Annotated in this window: 17 protein-coding genes and 1 riboswitch; of the genes, 11 read left to right on the forward strand and 6 right to left on the reverse strand. The window is 71.7% G+C overall.

Annotated elements, in window-relative coordinates:
* The 3 genes from ACFYZA_RS37225 to ACFYZA_RS37235 form a co-directional block, all read right to left on the reverse strand.
* Positions 1-726: a DUF5995 family protein gene (locus tag ACFYZA_RS37225; protein WP_388494799.1), complete on the reverse strand. Its 726-nt coding sequence runs from the start codon at positions 724-726 to the stop codon at positions 1-3.
* A gap of 106 nt (positions 727-832) precedes the next feature.
* Positions 833-2212: a uracil-xanthine permease family protein gene (locus ACFYZA_RS37230; protein ID WP_382596604.1), complete on the reverse strand. Its 1380-nt coding sequence runs from the start codon at positions 2210-2212 to the stop codon at positions 833-835.
* Positions 2213-2332: 120 nt separating this feature from the next.
* A complete protein-coding gene (locus ACFYZA_RS37235) occupies positions 2333-3544 on the reverse strand; it encodes an MFS transporter (RefSeq protein WP_382596602.1) in 1212 nt (403 codons plus the stop codon).
* A gap of 124 nt (positions 3545-3668) precedes the next feature.
* On the opposite strand from ACFYZA_RS37235, the gene ACFYZA_RS37240 reads away from it, so the two are divergent.
* Entirely contained in the window at positions 3669-4808 is a 1140-nt protein-coding gene (locus ACFYZA_RS37240; RefSeq protein WP_382596600.1) for an ROK family transcriptional regulator, read from the forward strand.
* A 169-nt stretch (positions 4809-4977) separates the two neighbouring features.
* Here ACFYZA_RS37240 and ACFYZA_RS37245 read toward each other — a convergent pair whose 3' ends face one another.
* Positions 4978-7347, reverse strand: coding sequence for a chitinase C-terminal domain-containing protein (locus ACFYZA_RS37245; protein WP_388494800.1), 2370 nt, complete (start codon positions 7345-7347; stop codon positions 4978-4980).
* A gap of 285 nt (positions 7348-7632) precedes the next feature.
* Positions 7633-7763: riboswitch (FMN riboswitch) on the forward strand.
* A 163-nt stretch (positions 7764-7926) separates the two neighbouring features.
* Between ACFYZA_RS37245 and ribD the strand changes: the two genes are divergently transcribed.
* The 10 genes from ribD (at position 7927) to ACFYZA_RS37295 (ending at position 16527) form a co-directional block, all read left to right on the forward strand.
* Positions 7927-9015 carry a bifunctional diaminohydroxyphosphoribosylaminopyrimidine deaminase/5-amino-6-(5-phosphoribosylamino)uracil reductase RibD gene (ribD, locus tag ACFYZA_RS37250; protein ID WP_388494801.1) on the forward strand — a complete coding sequence of 363 codons (1089 nt, stop codon included), beginning with the start codon at positions 7927-7929 and terminating at the stop codon, positions 9013-9015.
* 2 nt (positions 9016-9017) lie between these two features.
* Positions 9018-9626 (forward strand): riboflavin synthase, encoded by a 609-nt coding sequence (locus tag ACFYZA_RS37255; RefSeq protein WP_382596594.1) that lies wholly within the window; start codon positions 9018-9020, stop codon positions 9624-9626.
* 5 nt (positions 9627-9631) lie between these two features.
* Positions 9632-10279, forward strand: coding sequence for a nicotinamide riboside transporter PnuC (locus ACFYZA_RS37260; RefSeq protein WP_382596669.1), 648 nt, complete (start codon positions 9632-9634; stop codon positions 10277-10279).
* Positions 10276-11574 (forward strand): bifunctional 3,4-dihydroxy-2-butanone-4-phosphate synthase/GTP cyclohydrolase II, encoded by a 1299-nt coding sequence (locus tag ACFYZA_RS37265; RefSeq protein WP_382596592.1) that lies wholly within the window; start codon positions 10276-10278, stop codon positions 11572-11574. The genes ACFYZA_RS37260 and ACFYZA_RS37265 overlap by 4 nt, the downstream gene beginning before the upstream one ends.
* Positions 11575-11668: 94 nt before the next feature.
* Positions 11669-12154, forward strand: a complete 486-nt coding sequence (gene ribH, locus ACFYZA_RS37270; RefSeq protein ID WP_100577331.1) for a 6,7-dimethyl-8-ribityllumazine synthase — start codon at positions 11669-11671, stop codon at positions 12152-12154.
* Between the two features lie 35 nt (positions 12155-12189).
* A complete protein-coding gene (locus tag ACFYZA_RS37275; RefSeq protein WP_100577332.1) occupies positions 12190-12471 on the forward strand; it encodes a phosphoribosyl-ATP diphosphatase in 282 nt (93 codons plus the stop codon).
* A gap of 50 nt (positions 12472-12521) precedes the next feature.
* Positions 12522-13367, forward strand: a complete 846-nt coding sequence (gene hisG / locus ACFYZA_RS37280) for an ATP phosphoribosyltransferase (RefSeq protein WP_382596589.1) — start codon at positions 12522-12524, stop codon at positions 13365-13367.
* A 59-nt stretch (positions 13368-13426) separates the two neighbouring features.
* Positions 13427-13915 carry a PH domain-containing protein gene (locus tag ACFYZA_RS37285; RefSeq protein ID WP_382596587.1) on the forward strand — a complete coding sequence of 163 codons (489 nt, stop codon included), beginning with the start codon at positions 13427-13429 and terminating at the stop codon, positions 13913-13915.
* A 183-nt stretch (positions 13916-14098) separates the two neighbouring features.
* Positions 14099-15436, forward strand: coding sequence for a hemolysin family protein (locus tag ACFYZA_RS37290; protein ID WP_382596585.1), 1338 nt, complete (start codon positions 14099-14101; stop codon positions 15434-15436).
* Entirely contained in the window at positions 15433-16527 is a 1095-nt protein-coding gene (locus tag ACFYZA_RS37295; protein ID WP_382596583.1) for a hemolysin family protein, read from the forward strand. The genes ACFYZA_RS37290 and ACFYZA_RS37295 overlap by 4 nt, the downstream gene beginning before the upstream one ends.
* On the opposite strand, the gene ACFYZA_RS37300 is transcribed toward ACFYZA_RS37295, so the two are convergent.
* Both ACFYZA_RS37300 and ACFYZA_RS37305 read right to left on the reverse strand, forming a co-directional pair.
* Positions 16528-18423: an AAA family ATPase gene (locus ACFYZA_RS37300; RefSeq protein ID WP_382596667.1), complete on the reverse strand. Its 1896-nt coding sequence runs from the start codon at positions 18421-18423 to the stop codon at positions 16528-16530.
* A 291-nt stretch (positions 18424-18714) separates the two neighbouring features.
* Complete coding sequence (locus ACFYZA_RS37305) at positions 18715-19407, reverse strand: uridine kinase (protein WP_388494802.1); 693 nt, start codon at positions 19405-19407, stop codon at positions 18715-18717.
* Positions 19408-19551: the final 144 nt, after the last annotated feature.

Raw genomic sequence — 19551 nt, forward strand, 5'->3', positions numbered from 1 at the left:
TCAGTCGCGTACCGAAAGGGGGGTCAGCAGGCACCGGGTCACCAGACCCACGCCCGCGTCCAGCCGATCAGTGAACTCCTGGGCCAGGGCCGGAAGTTCCCGCAACTGCCACAGGACCTTCGCCGCGGACCAGGACGCGTCCCGCGCCCGGTCCAGGCTCCAGGACGCCAGCAGATGCGTCATGGGGTCGGCCACCTCGAACAGGTCGGGTCCGGGCATGAGTTCCTCCCGGATCCGTTCCTCCAGGAGGGTCAGCATGTCACCGACGCGGTCGAAGTCCCGCTCCAGGAGCGCCGGTTCGCAGTCCAGGGCCCGGCAGCTGTCGACCAGCGCGAGCGTCAGGTCGTGCCCGATGTGCGCGTTGATCCCGGCCAGCGCGAACTGCAGCGGGCGCACTCCGGGATGGCGCCGGTACTGGAAGAGCGGGCGCCAGCAGTCCGGTGGGCGCCGGCCCGCGGCCGTCGCCTCGACCGCGGCGAGATAGCGCCCGGCGAAGAGCACGTCCAGGGTCGCCGCGGCGCGCGGGTCGGCGAAGTGGCCGTGTGCGATGAGCCGGGAGATCTCCTCGGTCACCGTCAGATAGACGCGGTTGAAGACCGCGATGCCGTCCCGGGCCGGCAGGTCGGCCCGCAGCGCCCGCATCCGCCGGACCACGGGGTCCAGCGGCGCGGCGAACCGATGGGTGTGGGCCGGGTGTCCGGTTTCGGTCCATGCGGTCTGCGTCATGGGGGCAGCGTCGCAGTCCGCGGCCCGGCCCAGCACCGCCGTAAGGGGGCATGACCGGATCGGATGAACGGCGGGCCGGACGGCCGCCATGGGCGGGCCGGGCGCGCTATGCCTGGTCCTTCTCGTACGACGAGGTGCCCGAATCGAGCAGCGGCTCCTGCTCCTTGAGGTGGGCCGGGGCGAAGGCGCGCAGTACGTGATAGCCGGTGATCACCACGATCGTGCCGAGCGCGATGCCACTGAGCTGGAAGTTCTCGGTGAACTTCAGGGTGACGTTGCCGATGCCGATGATGATGCCCGCGGCGGCCGGCACCAGGTTCAGCGGATTGCGCAGATCGACCTTGGCGTTGATCCAGATCTGCGCGCCGAGCAGGCCGATCATTCCGTACAGGATGACGGTGATGCCGCCGAGCACCCCGCCCGGGATCGCGGCGACGACCGCGCCGAACTTGGGGCACACGCCGAAGAGCAGCGCGAAGCCGGCGGCGGCCCAGTAGGCGGCGGTCGAGTAGACGCGGGTGGCGGCCATGACGCCGATGTTCTCGGAGTACGTGGTGTTCGGCGGGCCGCCCACGGCGGTCGACAGCATCGAGCCGGCGCCGTCGGCGGCGATCGCGGTGCCGAGCTTGTCGTCGAGATTGGTGCCGGTCATCTCGCCGACGGCCTTGACGTGGCCCGCGTTCTCCGCGATCAGGGCGATGACGACGGGCAGCGCCACGAGGATCGCCGACCATTCGAAGCTCGGGGCGTGGAAGCCCGGCAGTCCGATCCAGTCGGCCTTGCCGACGCCCGAGAGGTCCAGGCGCCAGTGGTCGACCGCCTGCGGGCCGCCGTTCACCGAGTGGATCTTGCCGAAGACCTGGTCGAGCACCCAGGAGATGGCGTATCCGAAGATCAGCCCGAGGAAGATCGCGATGCGGGACCAGAAGCCGCGCAGGCACACCACGGCCAGACCGGTGAACAGCATCACCATCAGCGCGGTCCACTGGTCCTGCGGCCAGTACGTGGAGGCGGTGACGGGCGCCAGGTTGAAGCCGATCAGCATGACGACGGCGCCCGTGACGATGGGCGGCATCGCCGCGTGGATGATCCGGGCGCCGAACCGCTGCACCGCGAGTCCGACGAAGAACAGCACCACGCCCACGACGAAGACGGCACCGGTCACGGTGGCGCTGGTGCCTCCGGTGGCCCGGATCGCGGCGGCGACGCCCACGAAGGAGAGCGAGCAGCCGAGGTAGCTGGGCACCCGGCCCTTGGTGGCGAGCAGGAAGATGACCGTCGCGATGCCGGACATCATGATCGCGAGGTTGGGGTCGAGGCCCATCAGCACCGGGGAGACGAACGACGCCCCGAACATGGCCACCACGTGCTGGGCGCCGAGGCCGATCGTGCGGGGCCAGGTGAGCCGTTCGTCGGGGCGTACGACGGCTCCTGGAGCGGGGGTCCGCCCGTCGCCGTGCAGGGTCCAGCGCACGCCGAGACGCATGGTCGCTCCAGTTCGTCAGTGGGGGTCGGTGCCAAGAAAAGATCAGGCCAAATATTAGTGCCGGATCTCGACCCCCTTGTCCGGCCGGTGCGCCGGACGCGCGTCGCCGGTCCGGCCGGTTCAGGCCTGACGGGCCGGCGTCGCGTCCGCCGTGCCGGCGGCCTCGCGTGGCCGGGCCCCGGACCGCAGGACCCGCGCCCCCGCTATGAGGCCGAGTGCGAGCACGGTCACCAGGCCGAACGACACCACCAGGGAGGTCAGATCGGCGATCCCGCCGATCGCGGAGGGCGCGACCAGGCCCGAGGTGTAGGTGATGGTCGCCACACCCGCGATGGCCTGGCTCGGGTTGGGGCCGCTGCGGCCCGCCGCCGCGAAGGCGAGCGGCACCACGACCGCCACCCCGAGGCCCATCAGGCCGAACCCCGCCATCGCGACGGCCGGGCCCGGCGCGAACACCACGAGCAGACCGCCCAGCGTGGCGAGCACCCCTCCGGCCCGGACCGTCCGCACGGCCCCGAAGCGGTCCACCCCCTTGTCGCCGGCGAGCCGGGCCGCCGCCATGGTCAGCGTGAACGCCGTGGTGCAGGCGGCGGCCGTGCCCGCCGAGGTCTCCAGCACATCGCGCAGATACACCGCCGACCAGTCCATGCTCGCGCCCTCGGCGAACACCGCGCAGAACGCCACCATGCCGATGATCAGCGCCGACCTGGGCGGCAGCGCGAAGCGGGGCGGCGGCTCCTCGTCGGGGGCGCTGCGCAGGTCGAGCACCCCCTGGCAGGCGGCGAGGCCGAGCAGCGTCAGCACGGCGGCCGCCACCGTGTGGTGCAGCCGGGCGTCGGCCCCCAGGTGCGCGGCCAGCGTTCCGGCCGCCGAGCCGATCAGCGCGCCCACGCTCCACATGCCGTGCAGCGAGGACATGATCGAGCGGCCGAGCCGGTTCTCGGTCTCCACGCCCAGCGCGTTCATCGCCACGTCCGCCATCCCGGCGCTCGCCCCGTACACGAAGAGGACGGCGCACAGCGTGTAGACGTTCGGGGCGAGCGCGGGCAGCGCGAGGGCCAGGGTCCACAGGGCGAGCAGCCCGCGCAGCGCGTTGCGCGCCCCGAACCGGTGGGTGATCGCGCCGGACAGCGGCATCAGCAGGGACGAGCCGATCGCCGGGAAGGCCAGGGCGAGGCCGAGCTGGCCCGCCGAGACCCCGGCGTGCTCCTGGATCCAGGGCACCCGGGTGGCGAAGTTGCCGGTCACCGCGCCGTGCACACAGAACACCGCGGCGATCGCGATCCGCGCCCGCCTCAACTGCCGTGGTTCCAGAGCCAGTTCCGCTGCCATGTCGACCGGGTTTCCCTCCCTCGGGGGCGGCCTTCCCGCCGCCGTCGCGTAAACTATCAGGAACCCTGCCTGATAAATAGAACGGGTGGCCATCCGCTTTCGGTGATCTGGAAGGATTCCCGGCATGCCCGCATCCCCGAGCACCGCCCGGGCCATCAACGACCGGCTCGCCCTGCGCCTGCTGCAGGACGAGGGTCCGTTGACGGCAGGCCAGCTGAAGAACCTCACCGGACTCTCCCGGCCCACCGTCGCCGACCTCGTCGAGCGCCTTCAGGGCTCCGGCCTGATCCACGTCGTGGGGGAGTCGGGCGCCGAGCGGCGCGGCCCCAACGCGCGGCTGTACGCGATCGTCGCCGACCGTGCGCATCTGGCGGCCCTGGACGTGCGCACCGACAGCGTCTCGCTCGTCGTCGCCGACCTGCTGGGGCGCACGCTCGCCGAGGCGACGCTGCCGATCGAGCCGGAGGCCGGGACGGGCCCCGCCGTCGAGCAGGCCGTCGCGCTCCTGGAGCGGACGGCGAAGGAGGCGGGCGCCGAGCGGCTGCACAGCGTCGCGATCGGCGCTCCCGGACTCATCGACCCGGCCGGCGGCGAACTGCGCGACACCAGCGGGCTGCCCGCCTGGCACCGCGAACTCGTCCGGGTCCTCGCGCGGCGGCTGCCCGCCGCCGTGCTCGTCGAGAACGAGACGAATCTGGCCGCCGTGGCCGAACAGCGCCTGGGCGCCGCCCGGGGACAGGACACCTTCGTGCTGCTGTGGCTCGGCCAGGGCATCGGCGCGGCCCTCGTCCTGGACGGCAAGCTGCGCAGGGGCGCCTCGGGCGGCGCGGGCGAGATCGGGTTCATGCCGGTGCCGGGCACCGGGGGACTGCCGTCCTCGACCGGCTGCGACGGCGGCTTCCACGAGCTGGTGCACGCGGGCGCGGTGGCCCGGCTCGCCGCCGCGTACGGACGCCCAGGCAGTGCGGAGGAGGCCGTGAGGGACGCCGACGGGCCCTTCCTCGACGCCCTCGCCGAGCGGCTCGCGATCGGCGCGGCGAGCGTGGTCGCCGTTCTCGACCCCGGGCTCGTCGTGCTCGGCGGTGAACTGGGCCACGCGGGCGGCCAGTTGCTCGCCTCCCGCGTCCAGCGCGCCCTGGCCGCCCTGACGCCGCTCGCCGCCGAGGTCAGGCCGAGCGCCCTGGGCGACGGCGCGGTCCTGAGCGGCGCCCTGCTGACCGCACGGGACGCCGCCCAGGACGAGCTCTTCACGCCAAGGGCCTGAACCGGCAACGGATGTGACGGACACTCACATGCGACGTTCGGATGTGACGGACACTCACATCCGACGTCCGCATGTGGCGGTCCCTCACACGTGACGCCCCATCACATCAGGCACCCGACGGCGGCCAAGGGCCGGGAGACCGCCGCCGGGCGTTCTTGCGGGGAGCGGATCAGCAGGCCCCGAGGTCCTGCCACACTCCCCAGTCACCGGTAGTACCCGGTTCCTCGCCCTTCGTCCACCACTTCGACTTCCAGGTGTGGGACTTGTACGAGACCGTCGTGCCGCCGCCGTACTCCGAACCGGCCGACCAGAGCGGCGCGGCGCAGGTGCCGCCCGGGGCCGAGGGCGAGGGCGACGGCGACGGGCCGGTCGTGCCCGAGGCCGTCGGGGTCGGGGTCGGGGTGGGCGTCGAGGTGCCCGGGTCGCTCACGACCGCCCCCCGGCTGTGGTCGCCGGCCAGCGCGTAGGTCTTGCCACCGAAGGTCACCGTCCAGTTCGAGGGGGTGGAAACCGGCAGGTAGTAGACGAAGTCGAGGGTGACCGAGGCGCCCGGAGCCAGCGACTGCCAGCTCGGCAGCTTCAGCGAGACGCGGTTGTAGTCGCCCTTGAGCCCGCCGATGTTGTTGGCGGCGGTGTGGTCGCTGCGCACGATCGTCGTGCCGAAGCCGGACTGGTCCTTGGCGTTGGCCGGGGCCGAGGTGCCGTAGTCGAACTGGAACTCCGTGCCGCCGGGCAGCGTCGCCGTGGTGTTGTTGGTGAGCGTCACCTTGGGGCTGATGGGGTAGTTGGAGTCGCCGAGCGGGAACTGCCCGAAGTCCACGCCGATGTTCAGCGCCTGCGCGGGCAGGGCGATCGTGGAGCGCTTGTTGCCGTACGGGGTGGCCGACTTGAACTTGTCGTACATCTCGCTCGTCAGGGTCGAGCCCTGCTCGTACTGGCCCTTGGCCGCGTTCCACTGGTAGTCGCCGGCCAGCTCCCAGACCATGGTGCCGCCGATGCCCTTGTCCACGACGTAGTCGGCCTTGGCTCCCACCGACTGCTCGTCCTCGGTGGACAGGAAGACCTTCTTCTGGTCGTTCCACAGCCAGGGCGCCACCAGCGTGGAGTCGTAGTTGCGCACGTAGGTGCCGGTCAGCTTGGTGGTGGTGGAGAGGCCGTACTTGCCGACGTAGTCGCCGACGATCCCCTTCTCCAGGTTCTTGGCGTGCCACATCGGGTTGGAGCCGGCCGGGGCCTCCTTGCCGTTCGCGTCCAGGTCGTGCCAGAGGTTGTCGATGCCGACGGCGCCGTCACCGCAGGCGGTGAGGCCCGAACCGGCGGGACAGTTGGTCGAAGGGGCCTTGCCCCAGAGGCCGTTGGTGCCGCCCTGCACGTTCTCGAAGCCGCGCGTGTAGTACGGCAGGCCCATGTTGATGCGCCCGGCCGGCATGGAACCGCGGAAGTAGTGATAGGCCCAGTCGGCGTTCAGATAGCCGACGCCGCCGTACTGGGACGTGGAGTAGACGCCGGCGGCCGCGAGCTCCGCGTCCTTGCCGTCGTCGAAGAGCGAGGCGTTGGGGCCGACGTACTGGTTCCAGGCGCCGTGCAGGTCGTAGGACATGATGTTGACGTAGTCCAGGTACTGCTGGACCTGGAAGGTCTCCATGCCGCGCAGCAGATAGCCGGAGGACGGTGCCGCGACCGAAAGGAGATAGTGCTTTCCGTCGGCCGCCCCCGCGCGGTCGAGCTTCTCGCGCAGCGACTTCATCAGGGCCGCGTAGCCCTTGACGAGACCGGCCCGGCGGGCGTTGGAGATGGTCAGGTCGAGCGGGTTGCCCGCGTCCTTCATCGTCGTCGGGTACTCGTAGTCGATGTCGACGCCGTTGAAGCCGTACTTCTTGATGAAGGCGACCGCCGAGTCGGCGAAGGTGTCGACGCCGGCCTGGTTGACGGAGCCGTCCGCGTTGGTGGCCATGGTGTAGAAGCCGCCGGAGCCGACGCGCTTGCCGTCGTCGCCGAAGTAGCCGCCGGTCTCGGCCCAACCGCCCACGGAAATGAGGGTCTTCACGTTGGGGTGCTGCTTCTTGAACTTGTTGAGCAGGTTGAAATGGCCCTTGTAGGGGAGCGAGGGATCCATCTCGGCGCCCGCGACGCCCGGCCAGGTCATGCCGGTCGCGGCGTTCTTCTCGCTGTCGGTGCCGACGGAGATCTTGTTGTCCGAACCGACGTGTGCGAAGGCGTAGTTGAGGTGGGTGACCTTGTCCCACGGGATGTCGGACGCGAGGTAGGCGGGCGTCCCGTCCTGGCCGGTGCGCCAGCCGGTGAAGTAGCCGATGACGCGGCGCTGGTGGTCGGCGCCCATCTTCTCGCGGCCGTCGGTGTCGTAGACCGAGCAGTACGGGACGTCGACGCCCGGGGTCTTGTACAGGCCGTCGGGACGACAGGCCTCGTTGTCGACGGCGGCCTGCGATACGCCGGTGGACAGCGCGCCGAACAGCAGCCCGGCGACCGCGGTGGCGGCCGTGAGCAGCGCGGTGCGTCTGCGGGTGGGGGAGAGCACGGGCAGTTCCTCCTGGGAGGTGGGCGGAACACAACGAACGGGACGGTGGTCGTGCGCGGCCCCGGTGTGCGCACACCGGCGGGCCTCTCCTCGGAGGTGACGCAGAGATTAAAAGGACTAGACCAGTGCGTCAATAGGTATGGACCAAAGGCACATGCCATCGCTCGTGTCCCGCTGGACTCCCGGCAGGTTTCCGCTCGGATCCGGCCATTCTGTGAGCCAGGCCACATCCACTCACTCGCATGGCCTTCGAGCAGGCGTGGCACACTGGCCCTGTACCAGCAGCAGCGCACTCCGGGGTCGGTGTAATTCCGAACCGGCGGTAATAGTCCGCGACCCGTCCGCATCCAGCGGCCGGTTGACCAGGTGAAATTCCTGGACCGACGGTGAAAGTCCGGATGGGAGGCAGTGCGCGGCGGGCGGACCGTTGACCGGTCACGTCGGCCGTCTGTTACCGGTCGCCCACCAGGGCACCGGTCTCTTTCGGCCGTGGCGTGAGCTGTGCGCGATGGTCTGTTTCCGCTCTCTGTCGTCATCGACAGGCCCCGGAGTCCGTGCCCGAAGAGGCAGGAGGACCCGGTGGCACCCACAGCCGACGCGGACGCCATGCGCCGAGCCGTCGGGCTCGCGGCGCGCGGACTCGGCTCCACCAGCCCCAACCCGGTCGTCGGATGCGTGATCACCGACGCCTCGGGCACGGTCGTCGGCGAGGGCTACCACCAGCGGGCCGGCGGCCCGCACGCCGAGGTCCACGCCCTGCGGGCAGCGGGCGAGCGGGCCCGGGGCGGCACCGCCTACGTCACCCTGGAGCCCTGCAACCACACCGGCCGCACCGGCCCCTGCGCCCAGGCGCTCATCGAGGCCGGGGTCACCCGCGTCCACTACGCCGTCGGCGACCCGAACCCGCAGGCCACCGGCGGCGGCGACACCCTGCGCGCGGCCGGTGTCCGGGCCGAGCGGGGCCTGCTCGCCGACGAGGCCGAGGCGGTCAACGCCGCCTGGCTCACCTCGATGCGGCTCGGCCGCCCGCACGTCACCTGGAAGTACGCGGCCACCCTCGACGGGCGCACCGCGGCCGAGGACGGCACCAGCCGCTGGATCACTTCCCCCGAGGCCCGCGCCGACGTCCACCGGCTGCGCGCCGAGTGCGACGCCGTGGTCGTGGGCTCCGGCACCGCCCGCACCGACGACCCGCACCTCGCCGTGCGCGGCATCGAGGGGGCAACTCAGCCACTGCGCCTGGCAGTTGACACCAACGCCACCGCCGTCAAGCCCGGCTCCCGCATCCTCGACGACGCGGCGCCCACCCTGATCGCGGTCGCCGAGGACGCCGACGCGGCCCACCTGCCCGAGGCCGCCGTCCTGCGACTCCCGCGCGCCGCGACCGGTCTGGACATCCCCGCACTGCTCGGGGCCCTGCACGCCCGGGGCGTGCGCTCGGTCCTCCTCGAAGGCGGCCCGACCCTGGCCGGCGCCTTCGTCGCCGCGGGCGCCGTCGACAAGGTCGTCGGCTACCTCGCACCCGCCCTGCTCGGCGCCGGACCCGCCGCGCTCGCCGGAGCGGGAATCACCACCATCGCCGAAGCGTTGCGGCTCGGCATCACCGAGGCCGTACGCATCGGCCCCGACCTGCGCATCACCGCCACCCCTCTCGCCAAGGAGCGCTGAACGTGTTCACCGGAATCGTCGAAGAGCTGGGCGAGGTCGCCGCCATCGAGACCCTCGGTGACGCCTCCCGCTTCCGTCTGCGCGGCCCCCTCGTCACCGAAGGCGCCGGACACGGCGACTCCATCGCCGTCAACGGCGTCTGTCTGACGGTCGTGGAGTTCGGCGACGGCGAGTTCACCGCCGACGTGATGGACGAGACGCTGAAGCGCTCCAGCCTCGGCGCCCTCCAGGTCGGCTCCCGGGTCAACCTGGAGCGGCCCATGGCCGTCGGCGGCCGGCTCGGCGGCCACATCGTGCAGGGCCACGTCGACGGCACCGGCACGGTGCTCGCCCGCACGCCCTCCGAGAACTGGGAGATCGTCAAGATCGCCCTGCCCGCCGGCCTCTCCAAGTACGTCGTCGAGAAGGGCTCCATCACCGTGGACGGCGTCAGCCTCACGGTCGTGGAGGCGGCCGCCGACTACTTCACCATCAGCCTCATCCCGACCACCCTCGCGCTGACCACGCTCGGCATCAAGCAGCCCGGCGACCCGGTCAACCTAGAGGTCGACGTCATCGCCAAGTACGTCGAGCGGCTGCTCGGCGCGAGCCACGGGGGGAACACCAAGTGAGCACGGTGAACTGGCTGAACGGGGAGGCCTTCACGGTCCTCGGTCAGCACATCAAGTGGTCGGACATGATCGGCAACACCATCGGCCTGATCGCCCTCGCGCTCGGCTGGCGCCGCTCCATATGGACCTGGCCCGCACAGTTCGTCTCGGGTCTGATCCTGTTCGTGGCGTTCGCCGCCGGACACCTCTCCGGCAGCGCCGGCAAGCAGGTCGTGGTGATGGTCGTCGCGGCCGGCGGCTGGCTCGCCTGGACCCGGCGCGGCCGGCGGCAGGCGCAGGACGGCTCCATCGCCGTACGGTTCGCGACCTGGCGCGAGCGCGCCTTCCTGCTCGGCGGCGCGGCCGTCGGCACGGTCGCCGTGGCGGGCCTGTTCACCGCCTACCCGGCGCTCTCCTGGGACCCGTGGCCCGACGCGTACGTCTTCGTCGGCACCGTCGTGGCGATGTTCGCCCAGGCCCGGGGCATGGTCGAGTTCTGGTTCGCCTGGCTGCTCGTCGACCTCGTGGGCGTCCCGCTCAACTTCGCCAACGGCTACGCCTTCTCCGGCTTCGTCTACGTCATTTACGGCGCGCTCGTCCTGTGGGGCATGCGCGACTGGTGGCTGCGCTCGCGCACGAGCGTCGAGCCCGCCCTGGAAGGAGCGACGGCATGACCACGCACGCACCCACCTGGTACTCCACCGACAACCGCGAGGACCTCTCGCTCGACCCCGTCGAGCAGGCCATCCGCGACATCGCGGCGGGCCGGCCCGTGGTCGTCGTCGACGACGAGGACCGCGAGAACGAGGGCGACCTCGTCATCGCGGCCGAGAAGGCCACCCCCGAGATCGTCGCGTTCATGATGAGCGAGTGCCGCGGTCTGATCTGCGCGCCCATGGAGGGCGAGGACCTCGACCGGCTCGAACTGCCGCAGATGGTCGAGCACAACACCGAGTCGATGAAGACCGCCTTCACCGTCTCCGTGGACGCGAGCGGCGCCCACGGCGTGAGCACCGGCATCTCCGCCGCCGACCGCGCCACCACCCTGCGCCTGCTCGCCGACGGCCGCTCCGCCTCCGGCGACTTCGTCCGCCCCGGCCACATCTTCCCGCTGCGCGCCAAGCCCGGCGGGGTGCTGGTGCGCAACGGCCACACCGAGGCCGCGGTCGACCTCGCCCGGCTCGCCGGGCTCGCCCCGGCCGGCGCCATCGTCGAGATCGCGGGCGAGGACGGCGTCATGCTGCGCCTGCCCGAACTCGTGCCGTTCGCCCGCAAGCACGGCCTGACGATCATCTCCATCGAGGACCTGATCGCCTACCGCCGCTCCGCCGAGCCCACCGTGCGCCGCGAGGCCGAGGTCCATCTGCCCACCGCCGCAGGGGAGTTCACCGCCTACGGCTACCGTTCCACCGTCGACGGGGTCGAGCACGTCGCCCTGGTCCACGGCGAGATCGGCGACGGCGAGGACGTCCTGGTCCGGGTCCACTCCGAGTGCCTGACCGGCGACATCTTCCACTCCCTGCGCTGCGACTGCGGCCCCCAGCTCCAGGCCTCCATGGAACGCATCACCGAGGCCGGCCGCGGCGTCGTGGTCTACCTGCGCGGTCACGAGGGCCGCGGCATCGGCCTGCTCTCCAAGCTCCGCGCGTACGAGCTCCAGGAGCGCGGCCGCGACACCCTCGACGCCAACCTGGAACTCGGCCTGCCCGCCGACGCCCGTGACTACGCGGCCGGCGCCCAGATCCTCGCCGACCTCGGCGTGCACAGCCTGCGGCTCATGACCAACAACCCCGACAAGATCACCGCGCTGGTACGGCACGGCCTGACCGTGTCGGGCCGCGAGCCCATGCCCGTCCAGGCGGGCGAGCACAATCTGCGCTACCTGCGCACCAAGCGGGACCGCATGGGGCACGACCTGCCGTGGCTCGACGGCGGCCCCGCGCCGATGTCGGCCTGCGGCAACCAGTAGGCACGACCGGGGCCCCGCACGTCCGAGGCCCCGCACATCCCGGATCTCGCACATCCCAGACACAGCACATCCCAGAACACCTGAAGGAGAGCACGTGAGCGGCAAGGGCGCACCCGAACTGTCCGTACGCAACTGCGGAGACCTCCGTGTCGCCGTGGTCGCGGCGCAGTGGCACGAGAAGGTGATGGACGGACTCGTCGACGGCGCCCTGCGCGCCCTGCACGAGCTCGGCATCGACGAGCCGACGCTGCTGCGCGTCCCCGGCAGCTTCGAACTGCCCGTGGTGGCCAAGGTGCTCGCGGGCCGCGGCTACGATGCCATCGTCGCGCTCGGCGTCGTCATCAGGGGCGGCACCCCGCACTTCGAGTACGTGTGCCAGGGTGTCACCAACGGCCTCACCCAGGTCACCGTGGACACCGGCGTACCCGTCGGATTCGGCGTGCTGACCTGCGACACCGAGGAGCAGGCCCTGGACCGGGCCGGTCTCGAAGGGTCGAACGAGGACAAGGGCCATGAAGCGGTCACCGCCGCCGTGGCCACTGCGGCCACGCTGCGCACGGTCAGCGAACCCTGGCGCTGAGCGACCGGGGCCCACCCCTTACCCTAAGAAGCATCATGGCGAACAAACCCTCCAAGAGCTTCGAAGAGCTCTTCACCGAGCTCCAGCTCAAGGCCGCCAACGGCGACCCGTCCACCTCCCGCACCGCCGAGCTGGTGGACAAGGGCGTGCATGCCATCGGCAAGAAGGTCGTCGAGGAGGCCGCCGAAGTCTGGATGGCCGCCGAGTACGAGGGCAAGGAAGCCGCCGCCGAGGAGATCTCGCAGCTGCTGTACCACGTCCAGGTGATGATGGTCGCGCGCGGGATCTCCCTCGACGACGTCTACGCCCACCTCTGAGCACCCCTTCCCCCCGGCACACCTCTCCGTACGAAAAGGAAGCTGACCTCATGCTGCGCATCGCCGTCCCCAACAAGGGTTCACTGTCCGGACCTGCGTCGGCGATGCTCCATGAGGCCGGCTACCGGATGCGCAAGGAGTCGAAGGAGCTCGTCCTCGTCGACCCCGTCAACGAGGTCGAGTTCTTCTACCTGCGCCCCAAGGACATCGCGATCTACGTGTCCGCGGGCAAGCTCGACATCGGCATCACCGGCGAGGACCTGCTGATCGACTCCGGCGCCGACGCCGAGGTGATCCTGCCGCTCGGCTTCGCCCGCTCCACCTTCCGCTTCGCCGCCAAGCCCGGCACCGTCTCGGACCTCAAGGACCTGGCCGGCAAGACGATCGCCACCTCCTACGAGGGCATCGTCGCCAAGCACCTCGCCGAGGCCGGCGTGGACGCCTCCGTGGTGCACCTCGACGGCGCCGTCGAGACGGCGATCGAGCTGGGCGTCGCCCAGGTCATCGCCGACGTCGTGGAGACCGGCACCTCGCTGCGCAACGCGGGCCTCGAGGTCTTCGGCGACCCGATCATGAAGTCCGAGGCGGCCGTCATCCGCCGCACCGGCGCCGAGGACAACGCCAAGGTCCAGCAGTTCCTGCGCCGCCTCCAGGGCGTCCTGGTCGCCCGCAGCTACGTGATGATGGACTACGACTGCCGCGCCGAGCACCTGGAGCGGGCGGTCGCCCTCACGCCGGGCCTGGAGTCGCCCACGATCTCCCCGCTGCACAACGAGGGCTGGGTCGCCGTCCGCTCGATGGTCCCCGCCAAGGACTCCCAGCGGGTCATGGACGACCTGTACGAGCTGGGCGCCCGGGCGATCCTCACCACGGCCATCCACGCCTGCCGCCTCTGACCCCGGCCGGGCCGGCGAAGACAGCGACGAAGACGACAGCGACGAAAGCGAACGACACCGTGTCCGCCCCCGCGCCCCAACCTCCCGCCCTGCCGGTCACGTTCAGGCCGACCGTCACCCGGGCCGTGCTGCTGGCCAGCGCCGCCGCCATGTTCGTCGCCATGACGGTGATGTCGCTGCTCCTGGAGACCCTGAGCGGGGGCGAGCGGGGCAGCTTCATCCTGATGGCCGCCCTGTTCGCGGGGGTGCTCGTGCTGCTCAGCCGGCCGAAGGTCGTCGCCGACGACGCCGGCGTCACCGTGGTCAACCTCACCGCGCGGCGCCGGCTCGCCTGGCCGGAGATCCTCCGGGTGAATCTGCGCCCCGGCGACCCCTGGGTCTTCCTCGACCTGTCCGACGGCACCAGCCTGCCCGCCCTGGGCATCCAGCCCGGCAGCGGCAAGGCCCGCGCGATCCGCGACGCCAGGGCGCTGCGCGCGCTCGCCGAGAGCCACGGAAGCCGCGGCACCGGCCCCGATTCACCCGGCTCGGCTCACGACAACGGCTGAGCCCCTTGCCCCACCTGGCACCATCTTGATTACCCTGATGTCGGCGGCGCCAAGTGCGCCCCGCCCCGCACACGGGCCTGCACCATCGGCCGCGGGGCACCAGCGACCCGAGGAGTGACTCCCTCCAGCAATGGACGGATCGTCCGGTAGTACCTGCGCCGCCCCCTCCCAGGAGGCGGCGGCATGACCATCACGCTCGTGCTGCTCTTCGCGGCATTCCTTCTCATCCTCGCCAACGGCTTCTTCGTCGCGGCAGAGTTCGGCCTGGTCACCGTCGACCGGCCGGACGCCGAACGGGCGGCGGCCGAGGGCGACCGCAGGGCCCGCACCGTGGTGCGCGCCCTGCGCGAGCTGTCCTTCCAGCTCTCGGGCACCCAGCTCGGCATCACCATCACCTCGCTCGTGGTCGGCATGCTCGCCGAACCCGCGCTGGCCGACCTGCTCGACGGGCCGATCGGCGCCACCGGGCTCCCGGCCGGTGCCGTCTCCGGCATCAGCGTCGTGCTCGGCATGCTGCTCGCCGCAGCCGTCCAGATGGTGATCGGCGAACTCGTGCCGAAGAACTGGGCGGTCTCCAAGCCGCTCCAGGTGGCCCGTTTCGTGGCCGGGCCGCAGGACCGCTTCTCGCGGCTCTTCCGCCCGCTCATCACGCTGCTCAACACCGTCGCCAACCGCCTGGTGCGGGCGCTCGGCGTGGAGCCCGCCGACGAGCTGGCCTCGGCCCGCACCCCCGGCGAGCTCGTCTCCCTGGTCCGGCACTCGGCCAGGGCCGGCGCCCTGGAACAGGACACCGCCGACCTCTTCGTACGGACCCTCTCGCTCGGCCACCTCACGGCCGAGAACGTGATGACCCCGCGCGTCAAGGTCAGCGCCCTGCAGACCACCGCCACCGCCGCCGACGTCCTCAACCTCACGCGTGCCACCGGCCTTTCGCGCTTCCCGGTCTACCGGGAACGCATCGACGAGGTCGTCGGCATGGTCCACCTCAAGGACGCGCTCGCGGTGCGGCCCCCCGAGCGGCTGCGCACCGCGGTCGGCCTGATCGCGGTGCCGCCGCTGCTCGTCCCGGAGACACTGCCCGTCGAGCAGCTCCTCGGGCGGCTGCGCAGGGAACAGCCGATAGCCGTCGTCGTGGACGAGTACGGCGGCACGGCCGGTGTGGTCACCCTCGAGGACATCGTCGAGGAACTCGTCGGCGAGGTCCGCGACGAGCACGACGGCGCGGACGCCGCCCGGCCCGAGCTCGCCGTCGTGGCGGGCGAGGACGGCAGGCCCGCCTGGGAGGCCGACGGCAGCTGCCGGGTCCTCTCGCTCGGGCGGATAGGCCTGGAGGCCCCCGAGGGCCCGTACGAGACCGTCGCCGGTCTGGTCGCCGACCTGCTCGGCCGCATCCCGGTCCCCGGCGACCGGGCCGAGCTGCCCGGCTGGCGGATCCAGGTCCGCCAGGTCGAGCGCTACCGCGCCGAGCGGGTCCGCTTCGTCCGCACGGCCGACGCACCGGTGGCGGAGGCGGTCCGATGAGCCTGCTCCAACTCCTGTTCGCGCTGCTGCTCGTGCTCGCCAACGGCTTCTTCGTCGGCGCCGAGTTCGCGCTCGTCTCCGTGCGCCGCAGCCAGATCGAACCGCTGGCCGCCTCCTCCGCGCGGGCCCGCCAGGTGCTGCACGGCCTGGAGAACCTGCCGCAGATGATGGCCGCCGCCCAATTCGGCATCACCATCTGCTCGTTGACGCTCGGCGCGGTCGCCGAGCCGACCGTGGCCCGGCTCCTGGAGCCCGTCTTCCAGGCGGTCAAGATCCCCGAGGGCCTCGTCCACCCGCTGGGCTATGTGATCGCGCTGGCCCTGGTGGTCTCGCTGCACCTCGTCATCGGCGAGATGGTCCCGAAGAACATGGCGATGGCCGCGCCCGAGCGGACCGCGCTCTGGTTCAGCCCGGGCCTGGTCGCCTTCGCCCGGGTCTGCAAGCCGGTGACGATCGCGTTGGGCGCCTGCGCCCGGCTCATCCTGAAGCTGTTCCGGGTCGAGCCGAAGGACGAGGTGGAGGCCGTCTTCACCAGCGTCCAGCTCGGCCGCCTCGTCGAGGACTCCGGCCAGGCCGGCCTCCTGGAACCGGAGGCACAGGAACGCCTGGAGGACGCCCTGGAGCTGGGCAGCCGCCCGGTCACCGACGTCCTGCTCGACCGGGCGTCCCTGGTCACGGTCGGCTGCTCGGTGACACCCCGGGAGCTGGAGGAGCTGACGGTACGCACCGGATACTCCCGCTTCCCGGTGTGCGCGGAGGGCGGTGCCTTCATGGGCTTCCTGCACGTCAAGGACGTGCTCGACGTGGAGGAGCGGGAGCGCGCGGTGCCGCAGCAGCTGTGGCGGCCGCTGGCCACCCTGCGGGCCGAACTGCCCCTGGACGACGCCCTCACCGTGATGCGCCGCGCGGCCACCCACCTGGCCCAGGTCGCGGACGGCTCCGGCCGGGTGCTCGGTCTGGTCGCCCTGGAGGACGTCCTGGAGAAGCTGGTGGGAGAGGTCCGCGACCCGGCCCACCGCGACGAGCCGGCCCCGCTGGCCCGGCTCGCCGAGCCCCGGGGCGAACAGGCCCAGCAGGCGCTGGCCGGATAGCTACAGCGGTTCCTGAGGGTCGCGGCGCGTGGGGCCGCGACCCGACAGGACCTCCCCGTACGCCTGCATCAGATCGGGCAGCCGCAGGGTGGAGAGGTCGTCGCGGGTCGGGGTCGTCGGGTACAGCGACAGCCTCAGGTCCCGGTAGGCGCAGCTCTTCTCGTACAGGGTGCGCAGGAAGCGGCCGTTGCCCAGCTCGTCGATCCAGCCCTGGTCGACGACGTGCCCGCTGATCGAGCGCAGCTCGTCCAGGGCCTCCTCGTCCCACCCGTCCCCGTTCTCGGCGGCCAGCACCTCGCCGATCGAGGTCAGCTCCAGGGGCCGGTAGGAGGGGAAGTCGACGCGGGTGGTGAAGCGCGAGGACAGGCCCGGGTTGGTGGCGAGGAGGCGGTCCATGCCCTCGGGGTAGCCGGCGAGGATGACCACCAGGTGGTCGCGGTTGTCCTCGGCGCGTTTGAGGAGCACCTGGAGCGCCTCGTCGCCGTACGCGTCGCCCTTGCTGTAACCGGAGTTGGAGAGCGAGTACGCCTCGTCGACGAAGAGCACTCCGCCGAGCGCCGAGTCGATCAGCTCGTTGGCCTTCACGGCCGTCTGGCCGAGGAACTCGCCGACCAGATCGGCCCGTTGGGCCTCCACCAGATGGTCGCCGCCGAGCAGTCCGAGTGCGTAGAAGACCCGGCCCAGAATGCGGGCGACGGTGGTCTTGCCGGTGCCGGAGGGGCCCGAGAAGACAAAGTGACGTTTCGGCGGCTGGACCGGAAGGCCCTGACTCGCCCTGAGCCGCGCCATGTTGAGCTGCGCGGACAGCGCCTTGACCTGACGCTTGACCGGTTCGAGGCCCACCATCCGCTCCAGCTCGGCGAGCGCCTCGGCGAGCAGGACGGGGTCGGTGGGGCCGGCCGGGAACTGCGGGGGAGCGGGCTGCGCGGGGACGCCCGGCTTGTCCCGCACCCCGTCGCGCACGGCCCCCGTGGGGCCGGCGAGCGGCGCCTGCGGCTCGCCGCCGAGCCGCAGCTCGCGGCCGTCGCAGGGGTCGGGCCCGAGAGCGGAATCGGCCTCCGCCTCCACGGTGTCGCCGAACCCGGACAGGGCGACCGCGGCGAGGTCGGGGGACTCCTCGGAGCCCTCGTACCCGTCGTTCTCGGTGATCGCGGTCAGCCGCGCCGAGGTGTCCATGAACGCCGGGTCGACGCGGTGCACGGCCCGGTACAGGGGGAGGGCGGCGGCCGAGCGTCCGGTGCCCTCGTGCGCGCGCGCCAGCCAGTAGCGCAGCTCCTTGCGCTGTGGCTGTTCGCTGCGGCAGCGCATCAACGCGGCCGAAAGCAGCGGCTCGGCCTGCCCGAACATCTCAAGGCGCACCCGGGCCATGCCGCCGAACAGGCCGGCCTCGATGCCGAGCAGCGGATCGTCGACCAACGGCTCGGTGTGGCGCACCAGTTGATCCCAGTCCTTGACCAGATAGGCCCGGCAGGCATGCAGGAAGCGCACCTGCGGATCGGTGTCCACGGGCGGCAGACCCGCCAACGCCCGGTCCAGCTCCGGGACATGACGCCCGTCCAGCCAGTGCGAGGCGTGCGCGAGCAACAGGTCGCGCGGGCTCTCCAGGACCGGCTGGACCCACCAGCCCAGCCAGTACCAGGAGTTGAGGGTCCTCCGGTGTCCCGCGCGCTGTTCGCCGAAGCGTTCGCGATGGCGGTACATGCGCAGCAGCGCGGTCGTGGTGTCCACGCGCAGGGCGTGCAGTCCGAGCCAGCCGTCCGCCATCGAGGGGTCGAGCCGCACCGCCGTGCGGAACTCCTCCTCGGCCTGCGGATACGCGCCCATGGTGTACGCGTCCACCCCGCGCAGCCAGGCGAGATCGGCTGGGGCATGTACGCCCGGAGTGCCGAAGTCCATCACGTCCCCCACCACCGTGCCCGCGCTGAACCGCCCATTCGCACAACGGAATTGACGGGAGTTGACCGCACCGATGTGCATCGTACCTGCGGGAAGGCCCGCTGCCGAAGGGGGCGGGAGGTGAGCTCCGGTGGTGACCCAGGGTGAGCGAAACGCCCTGCGTGACGGGCTCGAAGGGGAGGAAAGGGCAGAACGAAGCCCCCGATCACGGGGGAACAACCGGGGGCTTCGCGTCCGCGGCGGCTTCGGAAAGCCGCACATTGAGAACGTAAGACCTGTATGGCCCCTGGGTCAAGCGGAGTTGAAGCACTCCGGGGGCTGTTTTGGGACTGTTCCGTGCGGTGGGGTGAGCTCGTCACGTTCGGTGAGCGAACGGGTCGTACGGGCTGCCGAATCCGGTCCCGGCAGCCACTCGTACCCCTTCTGTACCTGGCGTACCACGGCGTCCGCGAAGGGCCTCGACGGGTCCTCGGCGAAATGGCGCATCTCCGCCTCCGTCCAGTCGTCCCAGAAAGCGGAAAGTCCGATTCCGTCGCGGTGCCGGCCGCGCGCCCAGGAGGCCGGCGCGTCGAGCTCCATCCAGACGAGCAGCGCGAGGTGGGGCCGCAGCGCCCGGCGGCCGGACCCGACGCCCTCGACGAGCACCACCGGCGCGGGTTCCAGGGGGCGAGGGGCCCCGAAGCGCCGCAGCTCCCAGTCGTACGGGTCGTACCGGGCCGCCTCGCCGCGCGCGAAGGGGTCGAGCACCTGGCGGCGCAGCCGGTCGGGCCAGCCGAAGAACTCGTTGTGCGTGGCCAGGTCGTCCAGGTGCAGCACCGGCGCCCCGCCGAGGGCCTCCGCGAGGCGGCCGGCGAAGGTGGACTTGCCGGAGCCCGCGTGCCCGTCCACCCCGACCAGCCGCACGGGCCCGCAGGACGGCGTCAACTTCCTTGCCAGGGCGGCCAGTTCGGCCACGGCGGGGCCGGCGTCGGGCGTGCTCGTCATCGCGTCCTGCCTGGTGGTGCCGGGACGGGCCCGGTCCGGCGCGATGCCGGGCGGGCCCCGGGGAGGGCATGGCGACCGTACCCCGGTACCGGTGCGGGCGGCGCGCCGGCGGCGCGCGGGCGAGCGATCGGGGCCGGAGGGCCG

The sequence above is a fragment of the Streptomyces sp. NPDC001828 genome, from assembly GCF_042892175.1.
Classification (GTDB): domain Bacteria; phylum Actinomycetota; class Actinomycetes; order Streptomycetales; family Streptomycetaceae; genus Streptomyces.

Excerpts from the sequence above, each read along its gene's own strand:
- ACFYZA_RS37225 (WP_388494799.1), bottom strand. The coding sequence starts at position 726 with ATGACGCAGACCGCATGGACCGAAACCGGACACCCGGCCCACACCCAT.
- ACFYZA_RS37305 (WP_388494802.1), bottom strand. The coding sequence starts at position 19,407 with ATGACGAGCACGCCCGACGCCGGCCCCGCCGTGGCCGAACTGGCCGCC.
- ACFYZA_RS37275 (WP_100577332.1), top strand. The coding sequence starts at position 12,190 with ATGGCGAACAAACCCTCCAAGAGCTTCGAAGAGCTCTTCACCGAGCTC.
- ACFYZA_RS37295 (WP_382596583.1), top strand. The coding sequence starts at position 15,433 with ATGAGCCTGCTCCAACTCCTGTTCGCGCTGCTGCTCGTGCTCGCCAAC.
- ACFYZA_RS37290 (WP_382596585.1), top strand. The coding sequence starts at position 14,099 with ATGACCATCACGCTCGTGCTGCTCTTCGCGGCATTCCTTCTCATCCTC.
- ACFYZA_RS37265 (WP_382596592.1), top strand. The coding sequence starts at position 10,276 with ATGACCACGCACGCACCCACCTGGTACTCCACCGACAACCGCGAGGAC.
- hisG (WP_382596589.1), top strand. The coding sequence starts at position 12,522 with ATGCTGCGCATCGCCGTCCCCAACAAGGGTTCACTGTCCGGACCTGCG.
- ACFYZA_RS37230 (WP_382596604.1), bottom strand. The coding sequence starts at position 2,212 with ATGCGTCTCGGCGTGCGCTGGACCCTGCACGGCGACGGGCGGACCCCC.
- ACFYZA_RS37240 (WP_382596600.1), top strand. The coding sequence starts at position 3,669 with ATGCCCGCATCCCCGAGCACCGCCCGGGCCATCAACGACCGGCTCGCC.
- ACFYZA_RS37300 (WP_382596667.1), bottom strand. The coding sequence starts at position 18,423 with ATGGACTTCGGCACTCCGGGCGTACATGCCCCAGCCGATCTCGCCTGG.
- ACFYZA_RS37235 (WP_382596602.1), bottom strand. The coding sequence starts at position 3,544 with ATGGCAGCGGAACTGGCTCTGGAACCACGGCAGTTGAGGCGGGCGCGG.